15 protein-coding genes are annotated in these 17,570 nt (G+C 73.9%); 8 read left to right on the top strand and 7 right to left on the bottom strand.

What is annotated here, in order from left to right; all coding sequences use genetic code 11:
• Positions 1 to 27: 27 nt before the first annotated feature.
• The 4 genes from A8713_RS00870 (at position 28) to A8713_RS00855 (ending at position 4,688) form a co-directional block, all read left to right on the top strand.
• The gene (locus A8713_RS00870) at positions 28 to 708 is read left to right on the top strand and encodes a TetR/AcrR family transcriptional regulator (RefSeq protein ID WP_064530928.1); all 681 of its coding nucleotides are present in this window, start codon (positions 28 to 30) and stop codon (positions 706 to 708) included.
• Positions 709 to 894: 186 nt separating this feature from the next.
• Positions 895 to 2,352, top strand: a complete 1,458-nt coding sequence (locus A8713_RS00865; RefSeq protein WP_064530927.1) for an APC family permease — start codon at positions 895 to 897, stop codon at positions 2,350 to 2,352.
• Positions 2,353 to 2,463: 111 nt separating this feature from the next.
• Complete coding sequence (locus tag A8713_RS00860) at positions 2,464 to 3,948, top strand: aldehyde dehydrogenase (protein ID WP_064530926.1); 1,485 nt, start codon at positions 2,464 to 2,466, stop codon at positions 3,946 to 3,948.
• Positions 3,945 to 4,688 (top strand): gamma-glutamyl-gamma-aminobutyrate hydrolase family protein, encoded by a 744-nt coding sequence (locus A8713_RS00855; RefSeq protein ID WP_064530925.1) that lies wholly within the window; start codon positions 3,945 to 3,947, stop codon positions 4,686 to 4,688. The genes A8713_RS00860 and A8713_RS00855 overlap by 4 nt, the downstream gene beginning before the upstream one ends.
• Positions 4,689 to 4,712: 24 nt before the next feature.
• Here A8713_RS00855 and A8713_RS00850 read toward each other — a convergent pair whose 3' ends face one another.
• The 7 genes from A8713_RS00850 to A8713_RS00820 all read right to left on the bottom strand — a co-directional run bounded on the left by A8713_RS00850 (position 4,713) and on the right by A8713_RS00820 (position 12,265).
• On the bottom strand, positions 4,713 to 5,285 hold the full coding sequence (locus A8713_RS00850) for a MarR family winged helix-turn-helix transcriptional regulator (protein ID WP_064530924.1): 573 nt from the start codon (positions 5,283 to 5,285) through the stop codon (positions 4,713 to 4,715).
• A gap of 160 nt (positions 5,286 to 5,445) precedes the next feature.
• Complete coding sequence (locus tag A8713_RS00845; protein WP_064530923.1) at positions 5,446 to 7,170, bottom strand: amidohydrolase; 1,725 nt, start codon at positions 7,168 to 7,170, stop codon at positions 5,446 to 5,448.
• Positions 7,171 to 7,270: 100 nt separating this feature from the next.
• Complete coding sequence (locus A8713_RS00840) at positions 7,271 to 8,251, bottom strand: alpha/beta hydrolase (RefSeq protein WP_064530922.1); 981 nt, start codon at positions 8,249 to 8,251, stop codon at positions 7,271 to 7,273.
• A 79-nt stretch (positions 8,252 to 8,330) separates the two neighbouring features.
• Positions 8,331 to 9,401 carry a phosphotriesterase family protein gene (locus tag A8713_RS00835; RefSeq protein WP_064530921.1) on the bottom strand — a complete coding sequence of 357 codons (1,071 nt, stop codon included), beginning with the start codon at positions 9,399 to 9,401 and terminating at the stop codon, positions 8,331 to 8,333.
• Positions 9,398 to 10,516 (bottom strand): phosphotriesterase, encoded by a 1,119-nt coding sequence (locus tag A8713_RS00830; protein WP_064530920.1) that lies wholly within the window; start codon positions 10,514 to 10,516, stop codon positions 9,398 to 9,400. The genes A8713_RS00835 and A8713_RS00830 overlap by 4 nt, the downstream gene beginning before the upstream one ends.
• 188 nt (positions 10,517 to 10,704) lie before the next feature.
• The gene (locus A8713_RS00825; protein WP_064530919.1) at positions 10,705 to 11,388 is read right to left on the bottom strand and encodes a GntR family transcriptional regulator; all 684 of its coding nucleotides are present in this window, start codon (positions 11,386 to 11,388) and stop codon (positions 10,705 to 10,707) included.
• A 112-nt stretch (positions 11,389 to 11,500) separates the two neighbouring features.
• Entirely contained in the window at positions 11,501 to 12,265 is a 765-nt protein-coding gene (locus A8713_RS00820) for an alpha/beta fold hydrolase (RefSeq protein ID WP_237305274.1), read from the bottom strand.
• Between the two features lie 237 nt (positions 12,266 to 12,502).
• On the opposite strand from A8713_RS00820, the gene A8713_RS00815 reads away from it, so the two are divergent.
• The 4 genes from A8713_RS00815 to hpaD all read left to right on the top strand — a co-directional run bounded on the left by A8713_RS00815 (position 12,503) and on the right by hpaD (position 17,559).
• The gene (locus A8713_RS00815; protein ID WP_064530918.1) at positions 12,503 to 13,939 is read left to right on the top strand and encodes a fumarylacetoacetate hydrolase family protein; all 1,437 of its coding nucleotides are present in this window, start codon (positions 12,503 to 12,505) and stop codon (positions 13,937 to 13,939) included.
• 87 nt (positions 13,940 to 14,026) lie between these two features.
• Positions 14,027 to 14,947 (top strand): 4-hydroxy-tetrahydrodipicolinate synthase, encoded by a 921-nt coding sequence (gene dapA / locus A8713_RS00810; RefSeq protein ID WP_064530917.1) that lies wholly within the window; start codon positions 14,027 to 14,029, stop codon positions 14,945 to 14,947.
• 65 nt (positions 14,948 to 15,012) lie between these two features.
• Complete coding sequence (hpaE, locus tag A8713_RS00805; protein ID WP_064530916.1) at positions 15,013 to 16,512, top strand: 5-carboxymethyl-2-hydroxymuconate semialdehyde dehydrogenase; 1,500 nt, start codon at positions 15,013 to 15,015, stop codon at positions 16,510 to 16,512.
• Between the two features lie 21 nt (positions 16,513 to 16,533).
• Positions 16,534 to 17,559 carry a 3,4-dihydroxyphenylacetate 2,3-dioxygenase gene (hpaD, locus tag A8713_RS00800; protein ID WP_064530915.1) on the top strand — a complete coding sequence of 342 codons (1,026 nt, stop codon included), beginning with the start codon at positions 16,534 to 16,536 and terminating at the stop codon, positions 17,557 to 17,559.
• Positions 17,560 to 17,570 lie beyond the last annotated feature (11 nt).

Raw genomic sequence — 17,570 nt, 5'->3', positions numbered from 1 at the left:
CGCGGCCGCGCCGGTAGGGTCGGGGGCATGACCGACCCCCAGCAGCCCGCGGACGGCCGCCGCGGCCGCAAGCGCGTGACGCACTACGGCACCGGACGGGTCGCCCTGCTGGACGCCGCCGTCCGCGTGGTGGCCCGGGTCGGTCTGCGCGGGCTCACCTACCGGGCGGTCGCCGAGGAGGCCGGGGTCACCCACGGGCTCGTCGTCCACCACTTCGGCTCCCGGGACGCGCTCATCGAGGAGGCCGTCGACCACGCGGTCCGCGCCTCGCTCGGCGTCAGCGCCCTGGAGGGCGGCACGGGCCGGGCACCGGACTTCGCCGCGGGCCTCGGGGCGATGGTGGAGGCCGGTCCCGACCTTCAGGCGTTCCAGTACGAGCTGATGCTGGAGGCCCGCCGCAGGCCGGAGCTGCTGCCGCAGCTGCGCGCCCTGTACGAGGGGTACTTCGCGACGGCCGGGAGCGAGCTGTCCCGGATCCTCGGCCGCCCGGCCGGCCGGGGTCTGTCCCGGCTGGTCTTCGCCGCGCTGGAGGGCCTCGTGCTGCACCAGCTCGTCTTCGGTGAGCGCGAGGTGACCGAGGAGGCGCTGGCGCGGCTGCGGGAACTGCTCGCCGGACTGGCCGCGGACGGCCGGGACGTCGAAGGCACTCCCGCCGCCGACACCGACACCGCCGCCGACACCACCACCGGCGACGCGGCCGGGAGCTGAGCGCACCCGGTCCCCGCCGTACCCCCGCCCGGGTGGCCCTGGGCCGCCCGGCCGCGGGCGTGCGCCGCCGAGGACGGCCCGATTCCTGTCGTCCGCACCCCTTGTCAAACGGATAGTCCCGCACCACCATGGGGCAACTCGTTTGGGCCGAAACGACTTCCCCCTTCTTCTGGCAGGTGAATCCGAGTGGACAGTCACACGGTGCCCGCGGAGCGGACCGTACGGGACGCCCCCGCCACAGCCGCGCTCAAACCCGACGCCCTGGGTGTCCTGGGCATCCTCTTCTTCGTCCTGTCCGGCCAGGCCCCCCTGACCGGCATAGCCGGGGCGGCCCCGATCTCGGTCGCCATCGGCAACGGCGCGGGCACCCCCGCCGCCTATCTGCTGGCGGGCGCGGTCATCCTCCTCTTCTCCGTCGGGTTCGTCGCCATGGGCCGTCATGTCGTCGACGCCGGCGCCTTCTACACGTACATCGGCAAGGGCCTCGGCCGGACCACCGGCGCGGGCAGCGCAGCCGTCGCGCTGTTCTCCTACTGCGTCATCCAGGCCGCCATGTACGGCCTGTACGGCGCCACACTGAGCACCCTGGTCGCCCACGACACGGGCCTGGACCTGCCCTGGTGGGTGTGGACGCTGGCGACGATGGCACTGGTCCAGGCACTCGCCGCCACGGGCATCGAGGTCGGCGCCAAGGTGCTGGCCCTGCTGGTGTGCGCCGAGTTCACCGTCCTGCTCGTCTTCGGCCTGGTCACCCTGGCCAAGGGAGGCGGCCCCGAGGGACTGGGCACGGCCGCCAGCTTCTCCCCTTCCGCGGCCCTCCAGGGCGCGCCGGGAGTCGCCGTCATGTTCGCGGTGGCGTCCATGTTCGGCTTCGAGGCCACGGCCATCTACGGCGAGGAGGCCCGCGACCCCAAGCGGACCGTGCCGCGTGCCACCTACCTCTCCGTCGTGGTGGTGACCTGCTTCTTCGCCCTGACCTCATGGATGCTGGTCTCGGCCCACGGGGCGTCCGGGGCACCGGAGGCGGCGGCCGCGGCACTGGCGGGCGGCGACGCCTCGGACTTCGTGTTCGCGCCGATCGCCGCGCAGTTCGGCCACTGGATCGACACCGTGCTGCCCGTCCTGCTCGCCACCTCGCTCTTCGCGGGCATCCTCACCTTCCACAACTCCGCCAACCGCTACCTGTTCGCGCTCAGCCGCGACCGGCTGCTGCCGCGGGGCCTGGGCAGGCTCAACGCACGCCGCGCCCCCTGGTCCGCCGGATGCGCGCAGACCGTCATCGCCCTGGCCCTGGTCGTCCCGTTCGCCCTGCTCGGCAAGGACCCCGTGGTGAGCCTCTTCTCCTGGTTCAGCGGACTGGCCGTCCTGGCGATGATGCTGCTCTACCTGCTGACGTCCGTCTCGGTGATCGTCTTCTTCCGCCGCACCGGCCTCGACCGCCGCCGCTGGAACACCGTGCTCGCCCCGGCCCTGGGAGCGGCCGGTCTCGCGGGCGCCGTCTGGCTGATCCTGGCCAACTTCACCACCCTGATCGGCGGCGACACGGGCACGGCCGTCCGGCTCGTGCTCTCGGTGCCGGTGGTGATGCTGCTCGGCATCGGTGCCGACCGGCTGCGCCGCCGGGGCACCGCGGCCACCGGCTGACCCGCGGCCGCCGCGCACCACCCCGCTCCCCTCGTCTCCCCTCATCCCGCCCCCTCATCCTTCCGTCCCGCACCCCTCCGGTCCGCACCACCCACGAAAAGAGGACGCACGGTGGACGCCACCCACGACGACTGGATCCGCCGGGCCACGGCGCTCCGGCTGAACGGCGCACACGTCATCGACGGCCGCGACCACGCGGCGGACCGCACCTTCGCCGTCGTCTCCCCGAGGGACGGCCAGGTGCTCGCCGAGGTGGCCGACGCGGACGCGGCCCAGGTGGACCTGGCCGTCGCCGCGGCCCGCCGCGCCTTCGACGACGGCCCCTGGCCGCGCCTGGCACCCGCCGAACGCGGCCGGACCCTGCTGCGCGTGGCCGACCTGATCGAACAGCGCCGGGCGGACCTCGCCCTCACCGTGAGCCTGGAGATGGGCAAGCCGATCAGCGACGCCCACGACATCGAACTGCGCGCCCTGATCAACACCTTCCGCTGGTACGGTCAGCTCGCCGACAAGCTCACCGACGAGTCCCCGCACACCGCGCCCGACGCCCTGGCCCTGGTCACCCGCGAACCGGCGGGCGTCGTGGGCGCCGTCGTCCCCTGGAACTTCCCCCTCACCCTGGCCGGCTGGAAGATCGCCCCCGCCCTCGCCGCCGGCTGCACGGTCGTCCTCAAGCCCTCGGAGCACTCACCGCTGTCCGCCCTGGCACTCGCCCGCACCGCCGCCGAGGCGGGCCTGCCGCCCGGTGTCCTCAACGTCGTCAACGGCGACGGACCGGGCGCCGGACGGGCCCTCGGCCTCCATCCCGGCGTCGACGTCCTCGCCTTCACCGGCTCGACCGCCGTCGGCCGCCACTTCCTGCGCTACGCCGCCGACTCCAACCTCAAGCGGGTCTGGCTCGAACTGGGCGGCAAGTCACCCAACATCGTCCTGCCCGACGCCCCCGACCTGGACCGGGCCGCCGCCACCGCCGCCTGGGGCATCTTCTTCAACCAGGGCGAGATGTGCACCGCGCCCTCCCGGCTGCTGGTGCACACCTCCGTCGCCGAACGCGTCACCGACGCCGTCGTCGCCCGCGCCCGCACCCTGCGCGTCGGAGACCCCCTCGACCCGGCCACCGAGATGGGCGCGCTGGTCGGCCGCGACCACCTCGACCGCGTACTCGGACACATCAGGGCCGGTACCGGCTCCGGCGCCCGGCTGCGTACCGGCGGAGAGCGCACCCTGACCGGCACCGGAGGCACGTATCTCCAGCCCACCGTCTTCGACCGCGTCGCACCGGACAGCGCGCTCGCCCGCGAGGAGATCTTCGGGCCCGTCCTGTCCGTCCTCGCCTTCGACGACCTCGACGAGGCCGTGGCCCTCGCCAACGCCACCGACTACGGACTCGCCGCCGGACTGTGGACCTCCGACCTGTCCACCGCCCACCGCATCTCCCGCGCCCTGCGGGCCGGCACCGTCTGGGTCAACTGCTACGAGGAGGGCGACCTCACCGTGCCCTTCGGCGGCATGAAGCAGTCGGGCAACGGACGGGACAAGTCCGTGCACGCCCTGGAGAAGTACACCGAACTGAAGACCACCTGGATCCAGCTGTGAACGACACCCGCGCCGCCCGCCGGCCCCTCATCGCCGTCCCGGCCCGCTTCTCCGCCTCCGCCTCGGCGCTGCGCCACGCGGCCGAGGTCAACGCCCGCGCCCTTGTCGAGGCCGTCTGGCGGGCGGGCGGCGAGCCCGCCACCATCCACCCCCACGCCCCCGGCGGCGTCTGCGACCCGGCCCAGGCAGCCGCCCGGCTCGCCCGCTTCGACGGAGTCCTGCTCCCCGGCGGCGGGGACCTGGCGCCCCACCGCTACGGGGCGCACGAGGCGCACGAGGCCGTCTACGACGTGGACGACGAACAGGACGCCTTCGACCTGGAGGTGGCCCGGCAGGCACTCGCGCTGAAGCTGCCGCTGCTGGCGGTCTGCCGGGGCCTCCAGGTGGTCAACACCGCCCTCGGCGGCACCCTGCACCAGGACATGGGCGGGCCGGGCCGCGAGCACCGGCATCTGCGCCACCCGGTGTCCCTCACCCCCGGATCCGCCGTCGCCGCCGTCACCGGAGCCGACAAGGCCGAAGCCTCCTGCTACCACCATCAGCACGTCGACCGGCTGGGGAGCGGCCTGACCGCCACCGCGTACGCCGCCGACGGCACCGTGGAGGCGGTCGAGGCGGCGGCCGGGACCGGCGGCTGGTTCCTGGCCGTGCAGTGGCACCCGGAGGACACGGCCCGCGAGGACCCCGCCCAGCAGCGGCTGTTCGACGCGCTGGTCGCCGCCGCGCGCGACCCCCGCTGACCGGGCGGCGCGGCGGGCGGCGGTTCAGCCCTTGGCGCGCCGCCCGCCGCGCCGCGGCGCCAGCTCGGCGCCCTCCAGCAGCGACCTGCGGCGGTCCTCGCCGTGCTGCTCCACCTGGAGGACCACACGCCGCAGGGCGGCCGCCAGACCGCTGCACTCCTCGGTGGTCAACCGCGAGGTGACGAAGGCCTCTTCGTCGTTGAACGCGGGGAAGACCCGGCGCATGAACTCCTCGCCCTCCTCGGTCAGGCTCAGCAGCACGAGCCGTCCGTCGGTGGGGTGCCCCGCCCGGCGCAGCAGCCCCCGCGACTCCAGGGTGCGGGCCACACCGGTGAGGGTGCCCTTGGAGATGCCCGCCTCCTCGGCGACGTGCCGGGTCTCCGACTCGCCCCACACCCACACCACCCAGAGCACCACGAACGCGGTCCAGGTGAGGTTCGAGCCGCGCAGTACGGAGTTCTCCAGGTGGTGGCGCACGGTGGAGGCGGCCCGGTAGATGTTGGCCACGGCCGCCATCTGCTCCCGCTGGACGGCGATGCCGCCCAGCTTGGCCTCCGCGAGCTTCTCCGCTTCGGTGATGGATCGCTGGCCGGGCAAGCGTGCTCCCTGGGTCTGGACAGCACCGGGCGGCGTGTCGGTCCGGCCGGTCGTTCGGGAACGAATTGTACGGGCGTGGCCGGCCCGGGGCCGGAGGAGACCGGGAAGGCCCCCGGCGCCGGGCCGGCCGGTCACACGGGACGGACGGCGCGCGGCGCGGTCACCGCTCCCGCTGTCCGCGCGTGCTCCGGGCGCGTTCGTACACGATCCGGCCGTCGAGGACGGTCAGGTCGATGTCGAGCCCGGGGATGTCGTGCGGGTCGGCGGCGCGCAGATCGCCGCCGAGGACGCACAGGTCGGCGGCCTTGCCCGCCTCCAGGGTGCCCTTCCAGGACTCGGCGAAGTCCTGCCGTGCCGCGTTGACCGTGTAGGCGCGCAGCGCCGTCTCCAGCGGGACGCACTGCCCGGGGCCGCTGACCCGCCCGGTGGCCTTGGACTCGCGCAGCATCATGGCGGCCACGCCCTGGCGCCAGTTGGGTGCGGTGATGGGGGCGTCGGAGCTGGCGCAGACCGCGATGCCCGCCTCGGCGGCGGTACGCACCGGCCACTGGTAGTCGGACCGTTCGCCGCCGACGACGTCGTCCATCAGGTCGGCGATGGTCCACTTGATGGCCGGGTTCATGTTGATGCCGTAGCCGTGCGCGGCCAGCTTCTCCAGGCTCGCGGGGGAGGCGAAGTCGCCGTGGATGACGTAGTGCCGGGCGTCGGAGCGCGGGTGGGCCCGGTCGGCGGCGACGAAGGCGTCGACCACCGCGTCGATGGCCCGGTCGCCGGTGACATGCACCCCGAGCTGGTGCCCGGCCGCGTGGGCGACCCGGATCATCTCGGCGAGTTCGGCCTCCTTCAGACCGGCGTCGGCGCCGTGCACGCACAGCCCGCCGTGGCCGCCGCCCGCGTACGGTTCGCTCATCCACGCGGTCTCGTTGGGCGGCACCCCGTCCGCGAACACCTTGACCCCGATGACGGCCAGCCGTTGCGGGTCCACGTCGTCCGGCACGGCGAGCCCGGCCAGTCCCTCGGTGACATCGGCCGCCGAGCCGCCCATCGGCGCGGGGAGCAGCAGGACCCGTACGCGGGCGGCCAGTTCGCCGTCGCGGGCCAGCTCGACGTACGCGTGGAGCGTGCCGGTGTCCAGGCCGCCGCCGAGGATCTGGGCGCCGCCCGGACCGAGTCCCGGCTCGGTGTAGCTGGTGATGCCCTCGGCGTGCAGGGCGGCCACGGCCGCCCGGATCGCCGTCCTGCGCTGGGCCACGGTCGCGGGCGGGATCAGCTCTTGCACCAGCGCCTGGGCCGTCTCCTTCAGGATGCCGGTGGGCTCCCCGTCGGCGTCGGTCTCGATGACCCCGCCGGCCGGCGGCTCGCCGCCGCGGGCGATCGCGGCGAGTTCGAGCGCCCTGGAGTTCACCCAGACCATGTGGCCGGAGAAGTCGGTCAGGCAGACCGGGTGATCGGGGGCGGCGGCGTCCAGGTCACCGCGGGCGGGGCGGCGGGCCGGGTCGGCCAGGCACTCGGCGAGGTAGCCGACGTCCCAGCCGAGGCCGGTGATCCACTGCCCGGCGGGGGTGGTGGCCGCGGCCTGCCGTACGGCCTCGGCGACGTCGGCGATCGACCGGACCTCCGGATGCCCGAGGCTCAGCGCGAACGGCGGCCGGGTCAACGCCCAGGCGGCGGCGTGCAGATGGGAGTCGTTGATCCCGGGCAGCACGGTCCGCCCGGCGAGGTCGATGACCCGGGTGTCCGGTCCGGCCAGCGCGGTGATCTCCGCGTCGCTTCCCACGGCGAGGATCCGGTCGCCCGCCACGGCCACCGCCTGGGCCACGGAGAAGTCGTCGTCGATGGTCAGCACGTCGCCGCCGGTCAGGATGAGGTCCGCTGTCGTTGGCATCGGCGGCCTTTCTTGCAGAGGAGGCAGAGGAAGAGGGGGAGGAGAATGAGGGGGCAGAGAGGGGGAGGGAAGCGGAGAGAACCAGGAGGAGTGGGAGAAGTCAGAGGTCCAGTACGCGCCGGAGCCAGGACCGGCGCGCGGCCAGGGCGGCGCGGGTCACCTCGTGGTCGGGGGCGAACACGTCGAAGCCGTGGAACGCCCCCTGCCAGATGTGCAGTTCCGCCTGGCCGCCGGTGGCCCAGATGCGGGTCGCGTAGGCCACGTCCTCGTCGCGGAACAGCTCCGCGCTGCCCGCTTCGACGAACGCGGGCGGCAGGCCCGACAGATCGGCCGCCCGCGCGGGGGCCGCGTACACCGACACGTCGGCCGTGCCGTCGCCCGCCTTCTCGCCGAGCAGCGCCCGCCAGCCCAGCAGGTTCATCTCCCGCTGCCAGGTGCCCAGGCCGTCGTACTGGTGGCTGGAGACGGTGGTGTTGCGGTCGTCGAGCATCGGGCACAGCAGCAGCTGCCCCGCCAGGCGCGGTCCGCCCCGGTCGCGTGCCAGCAGGGCCACGCCCGCCGAGAGACCGCCGCCCGCGCTGCCGCCCATGACGACGAGGCGGTGGGGATCGACGCCGAGTTCCGCGGTGTGCTCCGCCAGCCACCGCAGACCGGCGTAGCAGTCCTCGACCGGGGCCGGGTCCGGGTGCTCGGGGGCGAGGCGGTACTCGACGTTGACGGCGACCACGCCCAACTCCTCGACCAGGGCGGCCAGACGTACGGTGTCCTGGTCGCGGTGGCCGCTGACCATGCCGCCGCCGTGGATGTTGTAGAGCCCCGGGACCGGCCCGGTGACGCGGCGCGGGCGCAGCACGGTGATGTCCAGGTCCGGCGCGCCGGCGGGCCCGGGGACCGTACGCTCCTCGGCGTCGATCCCGCGGCCGGCGAGCACCTCGGCGACCGGCGGGGCGGGGACGAGGGAGGCGGAGGCGCGCATCGCCTCGACGGTCGCGGGCGGTGCGGGCGCCTCGCCGGACCCCCGGGACATGGCGTCGAGCACCGCCTCCAGGGCCGGGTCGAAGGGAACGGGCGTGACGGACATGGTGCTCCTGTCCTGGTGCGGGCCGACCGGTGGGGAAGGGGCGGCGTGGGGAAGGGGTGGCCGGGCGGGCGTGCCGGGCTCACCCCGGGTGCGTGAAGGCGAGCGCGCGCGCCGGGTTGTCGACCATGATCGTGCGCAGGTCCCGCTCGCTCACCCCGAGGCCGCGCAGGGCGGGGAGGAAGTAGCGGGGGATGTAGTCGTAGCCCTTGCCGCCGTACCTCTTGAGCTGGATCTTCTGGCACACGTCGTGGCCGAGCAGGATCTGGCGGGCGTAGCCGCGTTCGACCAGGCCGGCGATGCCCCGGGCGACCTTGTGGTCACTGGTGAGGAACAGGTGTCCCCAGGGGCTGCCGGGCGACGCCAGGAAGTCGAACTCCACGAACACGCCCCGGGCCAGGACCCGTTCGCCGAACCCGGGGTCGGTGAGGACCTCACCGCCGTGCCCCAGGACGATGTTGGCGGGGTCGACGCCCTCCTCGTCCAGGATGTCGAGCACCCGGAACTTGTCCTCGCCGACACCGCCGACATGGAAGGTGACGGGGGCGCCGGTCAGCCTGCTCGCCCGGCCGCTCGCACGGACGCTCTTCAGCTCGTTGCCGGTCAACGGCACGGAATCCGCGCCGACTTCACCGATGATGCCCGACCGTACGCCGGTTCCGTCGGCGCCGAGGACGATGTCGCGCACGAGGATGCCGGTGAGCTCGTCGACGGTGCGCCCGTCCATGTCGGAGGGGTGGAACGTGGGGGTGTACCAGCCGCCGCCCATGACGATGTGCAGTCCGCTCGCCCGGGACAGCCGCAGCAGTGACCCGGGGTCGCGGCCGAGACCGGCGGGGGAGACCTCGACCAGGGTGCCGCCGCCGCAGTGGGCGAAGGCCGCCACCTCGGTGAGCATCTCGTCGAAGTCGCCCAGGATGTCGTTGTCGGCGTTCGGGCGGCCGTGGCGGGTGCGTGCGAGGGTGGCGAGCGTGAGCGGTTCGGCGGCCTCGGGCGCGTCCTCGCCCGACCGGCGGAAGCCCGGCGGACGGCGCAGGTCGACGAAGACGTGCTCGTGCATGAGCGTCGGGCCGAGCACCGAGGGGTCCACCGGGCCCGCGACGGTGAGGACCTGTCCGGCGAGGTCGGGGATGTCGAAGGGGTGGCGGCTCACTGGTCCGTCCTCGGGGTCGTGAGGGTGAGCAGTCGGCGCGGGTTCGTCACGGTGACGGTCTCGACCAGGGCCTCGTCGGCACCGAGCATGCGCAGGCAGGGGACGAACTGCTCCAGGACGAAGCCGTATCCGCCGCCGCCGTAGGCGAGCAGCTGCGACTTGGCGCGCACGCCCTGGGAGAGCAGGATCTGTCCGGCACGGCCCCGGCGGGCGAGTTCGAGCACGGCCGCGGCGACGTCCTGGTCGTCGCAGACGCTGCGCACCGAGGGCAGTCGGCCGAGCCGGTCGAACTGCACGAACACCCCGCGTTCCAGGAGGGGTTCGAGGTCGTCGGGGCGCGGGGCGAGCGGGTCGCAGTGTCCGACCGCCACCCGGGCGAGGTCCGCGCCCTGCTCGGCGATCAGGTCGAGCACGCGCTGCTGGTCGGCCGGGTCCGCGCTGCGGTCGATCGTCAGGGCGGCGCCGGTGGCCGCCGAGGCACGTGCCGCGGCGACGAGGACGGCGCGTTCGGCGCCCTCGCGCGGGTCGAGGGCGGCGAGCGCCCCGATGATGCCGGCCCGCACCCCGTCCACGCCCTCGGTGAGGTCGCGGACGATCTCCTCGGTGAGGCGGCCGGGGTCGCTCCCGGCGGGTTCGCCGGACCAGCCGGGGTGGTGGCATCCGCTGCCCATCACGACGTGCAGACCGCTCGCCTCGGCGATCCGGCGCAGACCGGCAGGGCGGCGGGCGAGCGGGTCGGTGGTGGCGTCCACCAGGGTGCCGCCCCCCGCGCGGCGCAGCGCGGTGGCCTCGGCGGTGGCCAGTGCCTCGTCGTCGAGCAGCCAGTCGTCCCGGTTGGGCGCCCCCATGCCCACCTCGCCGAGCAGGTCCATGGTGAGCGGCGCCCGGTAGAGGGCGAGCCGCCCGGCGCCGGTGGGGCGCTCCCGTCCGGTGGCCGCCCAGGACGCGGGGGTGTCGTGGGGCGGGGCGAAGTCGCCCAGCAGGTGTTCGCGGGGGAGCACCGGGCCGAGCGCGTCCGGTGCGATCTCGCCGGTGACGGTGACGACCGTCTCCCGTGCTGCCCGCGCGGCTCCCGGCGGGTGTACCGCTGCTGCGGTCGGATCGGTGGTGGGCATGCGGTCAACGTAGCAGATGAGATCAGTAATCGTATACGATCGGGAACGGAAAAAGTCCCGCCGCCCGCGGAGTGTGCCGGGCGGCGGGACGATCAGCCGGGGGAGCGGCGGATCCCGTACGGGCGGGCGGGCGCGACAGACGGGACGCGCCCCGGTGGACCGGTGGACCGGTGGGCTGGTGGACCGGCTCAGTCGGTCCGGGGCGCGTCCTGGGCCTGGTGCAGCGCGTCGGCGGTGGCGATCTTGTGCGCGCACGCGACCCGTTCGATCTCCTGGGCCTGCGCGCCCGCCGCGATCAGCTCCAGCATCCGCTCGTGCTCCTCGACCGAGCGGCGGGCCCGCCCGGGGACATAGGTGAACGTGGAGCGGCGCATATGGTCGAGCCGCGCCCACTCCGCCTCCAGGAGCGCGACCAGATGCCGGTCCGGGCAGTGCTCGTACAGGGAGAAGTGGAACTCCCGGTTGAGCGCGGTGAAGGAGGCCGGGTCGAAGTCCTCCAGCGCCTTGACCATACGGGCGTTGACCTTCCGCGACCGCTCGATGTCCCGTGCCGTCATGTGCGGCGCGCAGATCGCGGTCGCGTACCCCTCCAGCCGGGCCAGGACCTGCAAGGAGTGCTCCACCTGCGCCGCGTCGAAGACCGCCACCCGGGCGCCGATGTTGCGCTCGACCTCGACGAGCCCGTCGGACTGGAGCCGGCGCAGCGCCTCGCGCAGCGGGATGGTGCTCACCCCGGTCTCCCGCGCGAGCCGGCTGAGGACCAGCCGGTAGCCGGGACCGTAGGTGCCGTCGAGGATGCGCGAGCGCAGCAGGTCGTAACTGACCTCGGCCTTCGACCCCTTGGCCCGGGTCTGCTTCTGCGTGACACTCATCGCTGTCCCCTCGTCCTGGTCCGGCCGGCCCTGGCGCGGCCCCGGAACTGTACGCGGTCGGCGGTCCCCGGCGCATCGGCACCGGCCGCGCCGCACCCGGTCCTGCGCTCGGTCACCGGGCGAGGACCTCCAGGACCGTGCGGCGGAAGGCGGCGTCGGCCAGGGCGTCCTGATGGCCGCCGGGCACCGTGGTCAGCTCCGCCCCCTCGATGCCGGCGACGATACGCTCGATCCCCCGGGTCATCACGTCGTCGGCGCCGACGACGAAGACCGGCGGGGTCGCCCCGGCCCAGCCCCGCGGGACGAACGGCGTACCGCGCAGGCCCTCGACGCACAGCGCCAGAGCGGCCGCCCGGTCCCCATGGGCGCGGACCATGCCGGCGATCACCGCCGTGAAGGGATCGGCCGGTTCGGTGCCGTCGGCGACCGCGCGGTGCAGCGCCCGGACGTCCACCGCCTCGAAGGGCTCGGCCGGGCTGAGCCCGCCGAGCACCGCCCGGCGCAGCCGGTCGGGCGCCGCCCCGGCCAGCTCCCACAGCAGCCGCGCGCCCAGCGAGTAGCCGACGGCGTCGAACGCCGTGGCACCCGCCTCGTCCAGCACCGTCAGCAGGGCCGCGGCCAGCGCCGGAGCACCCGCCTCGGCCGCCGCCGACGGCGCGGGGCTGTCCCCGTGGCCGGGCAGGTCGGGCACGAGCACCGTCCGTCCGGCGTCGGTCAGCGCCCGGACGGTCCCGGTCGCGACCCAGTCCCTGTCCCCGTCGGAGCCGAAGCCGTGCAGAAGCAGCACCGGCGGCGCGGCGGCGGCCGGGCCGGGGGAGGAGGTGCCGGGAGTGCCGGGAGTGAACGTACGGACGGCCGGACCGGTTCGACCTTGCATCGTGTGGGCGCCCCTCACTGGGAGTTCCGAAGGTGGTGTCACTGTCATCACAGTGCCTCTTCCACTCTAGATCATGCATGATAGCGTATACGATTATTGAGGCCGCCGCGCTCGCCCCGGCCTCCCGGTATCTCCATGAGCCGCCTTCCGGCCGGCCAACCCCGGTCACCCCGGCGGCGACCGGCACCACCCTCCTCGACCGGCCCCCGCCGCCGCTCACGCCCCAGGAGAACTCCCATGCCGCACCCGCTGGGAACCCAGCCGTCGAAGATCATCGCCGTCCATCTCAACTACCCGAGCCGGGCGAAGGAGCGCGGACGGATCCCCGCCCAGCCGTCCTACTTCCTCAAGCCGCCCTCCTCCCTGTCCGGCACCGGCGACCCCCTGGTGCGCCCGGCCGGCTGCGAACTCATGGGCTTCGAGGGCGAGATCGCCCTCGTCATCGGCCGCCACGCGCACCGGGTCACCCCCGAGCAGGGCTGGAGCCACGTCGCCTGGGTGACCGCGGCGAACGACGCCGGCGTCTACGACCTCCGCCACGCCGACCGCGGCTCGAACCTGCGCTCCAAGGGCGCCGACGGCTTCACCCCGCTCGGTCCCCGGCTGCTGGACGCCACCCGGCTCGACCCGGCCGCCCTGCGGCTGCGCACCTGGGTCAACGGCGAACTCGTGCAGGACGCCGACACCAGCACCCTGCTCTTCCCGTTCGGCACCCTGATCGCCGACCTCTCCCGGCTCGTCACCCTGGAACCGGGCGACGTCATCCTCACCGGCACCCCGGCCGGCGCCTCCGTCGTCTCGCCCGGCGACGTCGTCGAGGTGGAGGTCGGCGACCCGGACCGGGAACTGTCCACCGGACGGCTGCGCAACACGGTGACCGAGGCCGCCCTGGACCTGGCCGACTGGGGCGCGATGCCCCGCGTCGACACCGCGCTGCGCGCCGACGCCTGGGGCCCCGGACACCTGCCCGGACCCGCGCTGGACCCGCGCCTCGCCGACGCGCTGCGCTCCGTCGCCACCGCCACCCTCAGCTCGCAGCTGCGCAAGCGCGGACTCCAGCACATGACGATCGACGGCGTGCGCCCCACCCGCCCCGGCGACACCCTGGTCGGCACCGCCCACACCCTGCGCTATCTGCCGCTGCGCGAGGACCTGTTCCAGAAGTACGGCAACGGCATGAACGCCCAGAAGCGCGCCGTGGAGGAGCTGCGCCCCGGCCAGGTGCTCGTCATGGACGCCCGCCGCGACCCCACCGCCGGAACCATCGGCGACATCCTGGCCCTGCGCGCCAAGATGCGCGGCGCGGCCGGCATCGTCACCGACGGCGCCCTGCGCGACAGCGCCGCCGTCGCCGCCCTCGACCTGCCCACGTACTACGCCGCCGAGCACCCCGCGGTCCTGGGCCGCCGCCATGTCCCCTGGGACACCGGCGTGCCCGTGGCCTGCGGCGGAGCGCTCGTACAGCCCGGCGACATCCTCGTCGGCGACGCCGACGGCGTGGTCGTCGTCCCGCCCGACCTGGCCGAGCAGCTCGCCGCCGACAGCGCCGAGCAGGAACTCCAGGAGCGCTACATCGCCGAACAGGTGGCGGCGGGCGAGCCCATCGAGGGCCTGTACCCGCTCGGCCCCGCCCGGCAGGACGCCTACCGGCAGTGGCGCGAGACCCGGTCCTGACCGCGCCCGCGCCCGCGTCCCCCGAATCCGCCGCCCGTCCCACCCGCCCCGCCCACACCCACCGCCCTCCACGCACCGGAGCAGCACATGAAGTTCCGCACCGACCCCGCCACCATCCGCGGGTCCATCGCCCCCGTCGTCACCCCGTTCACCGACGAGGGCGCCGTCGACCACGACAGCCTGCGCGCACTGATCCGCTGGCAGCTGGAGTCCGGCTCGCACGGCATCTCGCTGGGCGGCTCCACCGGCGAGCCGTCCGCACAGAGCACGGCCGAACGCATCGCCGCGATGCGCACCGCGGCCGACGAGATCGGCGACCGGGTGCCGTTCCTGCCCGGCACCGGCTCGCACAAGCTGGACGAGACCCTGGAGATCACCGCCGCCGCGCGGGACCTGGGCGCGGACGCCGCCCTCGTCATCACCCCGTACTACGCCCGGCCCACCCAGGAAGCCCTGTACCAGTGGTACGCCACGGTGGCGCGCGAGTTCCCCGACCTGCCGCTGGTCGCCTACAACGTGCCCTCGCGCACCGCCGTCGACATCGCGCCCGGGACCGTCAAGCGGCTCTTCACCGACTTCGACAACTTCGTCGGCGTCAAGGAGACCACCAAGGACTTCGAGCACTTCTCCCGCGTCCTGCACGCCTGCGGCCGCGACCTGCTCGTGTGGTCCGGGATCGAGCTGCTGTGCCTGCCGCTGCTCGCGCTCGGCGGCGCCGGATTCGTCTCCGCGGTGGCCAACCTCGCGCCCGCCGCCGTGGCCCGCATGTACGAGCTGTGGGAGGCCGGCGACTTCGACGCCGCCCGCGACCTGCACTACCGGCTGCACCCGCTGGTCGACCTGCTGTTCGTCGAGACCAACCCGGCCCCGGCCAAGTGGGTGCTCGCCCAGCAGGGCCGGATCGCCTCCGCCCACGTCCGCCCGCCGCTCACCGGCCCCACCGAGGACGGCCTGACCCGCATCCGCGCCCTGCTCGCCGAGGGCGGCGATCTCACCCAGCAGCTCTGACCCCGCGAACGAAGCCCCGCGAACGAACCCCTGCGCACGAACCCCCGCGAACGAAGAGAGACGCCATGAGCACCGACACGCCGGCCCCACGCCCGGCCGACCTGCCCGAGCAGATCCAGCACTGGATCGGCGGTGAACTCACCCCGAGCGCCGACGGCCGCACCTTCCCGGTCTGCGACCCCGTGTCCAACGCCCCCTACGCCTCCGCCGCCGCCGGCGCGTCCGCCGACGTGGACCGTGCCGTCGCCGCGGCCCGCGCCGCCTTCCCCGCCTGGTCGAAGCTGGGCAACCGCGAACGCGCCCGCATCCTGTACCGCATCGCCGACGCCGTCGAGGCGCACGAGGAGCGTCTGGCCGCTTGGGAGACCTTCGACTCCGGGCTCCCCATCACCCAGGCCAAGGGGCAGGCGCGGCGGGCCGCGGAGAACTTCCGCTACTTCGCCGACGTCATCGTCGCCCTCGGCGAGGAGGCATTCCGGGCCGGTGACCAGCAGATCAACTACGTGGTGCGCACCCCGGTCGGCGTGGCGGGCCTGATCACCCCGTGGAACACCCCGTTCATGCTGGAGAGCTGGAAGCTGGCCCCGGCGCTGGCCTCCGGCTGCACCCTCGTCCTCAAGCCCGCCGAGTGGACCCCGCTGTCCGCGAGCCTGTGGCCGCAGATCCTCGACGAGGCCGGGGTGCCCGCCGGTGTGGTCAACATCGTGCACGGCATCGGCGAGGAGGCCGGACAGGCCCTGGTCGACCACCCGGACGTGCCGCTGATCTCCTTCACCGGCTCCACCGACACCGGCCGGCACATCGTCCGCAGCTCCGCCGACCGGCTCAAGACCACGTCGATGGAGCTGGGCGGCAAGTCCCCGGTCGTGCTCTTCGCCGACGCCGACCTGGACGCGGCCCTCGACTCCGTCGTCTTCGGCGTCTTCTCGCTCAACGGCGAGCGCTGCACCGCGGGCTCCCGCGTCCTCGTGGAACGCCCCGTGTACGAGGAGTTCACCCGCCGCCTGGCCGAGCGCGCCGAGCGGGTCAAGGTCGGCCCGCCCGCCGACCCGGCCACCGAGGTCGGCGCGCTCGTCCACCCCGAGCACTACGCACGTGTGCTGGAGTACGTGGCGATCGGACAGCAGGAGGCCAAGCTGGTGGCCGGCGGGACACGTCCGGCACACCTGCCCGAGGGCAACTACCTCCAGCCCACCGTCTTCGCCGACGTACCCCGCGACGCCCGTATCTTCCAGGAGGAGATCTTCGGCCCGGTCGTCGCCGTCGCGCCCTTCGACGACGAGGCCGAGGCCGTCGCCCTGGCCAACGCCACCCAGTACGGACTGGCCGCGTATGTGTGGACGTCCGACCTCAAGCGCGGCCACCGCATCGCCCACGCCGTCGAGTCCGGCATGGTCTGGATCAACTCGCACAACGTCCGCGACCTGCGCACTCCCTTCGGCGGAGTGAAGGCCTCGGGCCTCGGCCGCGAGGGCGGCGCGCATAGTATCGACTTCTACACCGAGTCGAAGATCGTCCATGTGATGCTCGGCGAGGTGCACACACCCCGCTTCGGCGCGTCCTGACCGCGAAGGAGTAGCACCCCCATGAGTACACCTCCCGACGTCGTCCGCTCCGCCTACGCCCAGCTCGTCGTCACCGACCTGGCCAAGGCGCGCTGGTTCTGGTGCGACATGCTCGGCTTCCACGTCCAGTACGAGGACGAGGCGATGCTCTGCCTGCGCGGCACCGACGAACTCACCCACCACTCGCTCGTGCTTCGGCAGGGCGGGACGGCCGCCCTGGACCACCTCGCCTACCGGGTGCGCACCCCCGAGGACGTCGACCGCGCCGAGGAGTACTTCACCGCGCTCGGCCGCCCGGTCCGCCGCGTCCCCAGGGGACAGGGCACCCCCGGTGTGGGCGACGCCGTACGCGTCGTCGACCCGCTCGGCTTCCCGGTGGAGTTCTTCCACGACATCGACCGCGCCGAGCGCCTCATCCAGCGCTACGACCTGCGCCGCGGCGCCGAGATCGCCCGCCTGGACCACTTCAACATCTGCACCCCCGACATACCCGCCGCCTACGCCCACTACCAGGCGCTCGGCTTCGGCTGCTCGGAGACCATCGAGGGCGACGAGCACGAGCTGTACGCGGCCTGGATGTACCGCAAGCAGACCGTCCACGACGTCGCCTTCACCGGCGGCGCCGGACCCCGGCTGCACCATGTGGGTGTGGCCACCCACGAGTCCCACCACGTGCTGCGCACCGCCGACATCTTCGGCTCCCTGCGCAAGGAGCACCACATCGAGCGCGGCCCCGGCCGGCACGGTGTCTCCAACGCCTTCTACCTGTATCTGCGCGACCCGGACGGCCACCGGGTGGAGATCTACACCTCCGACTACTACACCGGCGACCCCGACCACGAGACGTACCGGTGGAACGTGCACGACGACCGCCGCCGCGACTTCTGGGGCAACGCGGTGATCGAGTCCTGGTACAAGGAGGCGGCCCCGGTCCTGGACCTCGACGGCAGGCCCCAGCCCGTCGTGGAGGCCGTGCTGGACGAGTCCGCCGTCCAGGTCGGCGCCGACGGCCTCGGCATCGTCGACCCGGTCAAGCAGGACGACTGACACACGGATGT

This window comes from Streptomyces sp. SAT1 (assembly GCF_001654495.1).
Lineage (GTDB): Bacteria > Actinomycetota > Actinomycetes > Streptomycetales > Streptomycetaceae > Streptomyces > Streptomyces andamanensis.
Note: the sequence above shows the minus strand (reverse complement) of the source record. Positions and strands in the feature narration are given on the sequence as shown.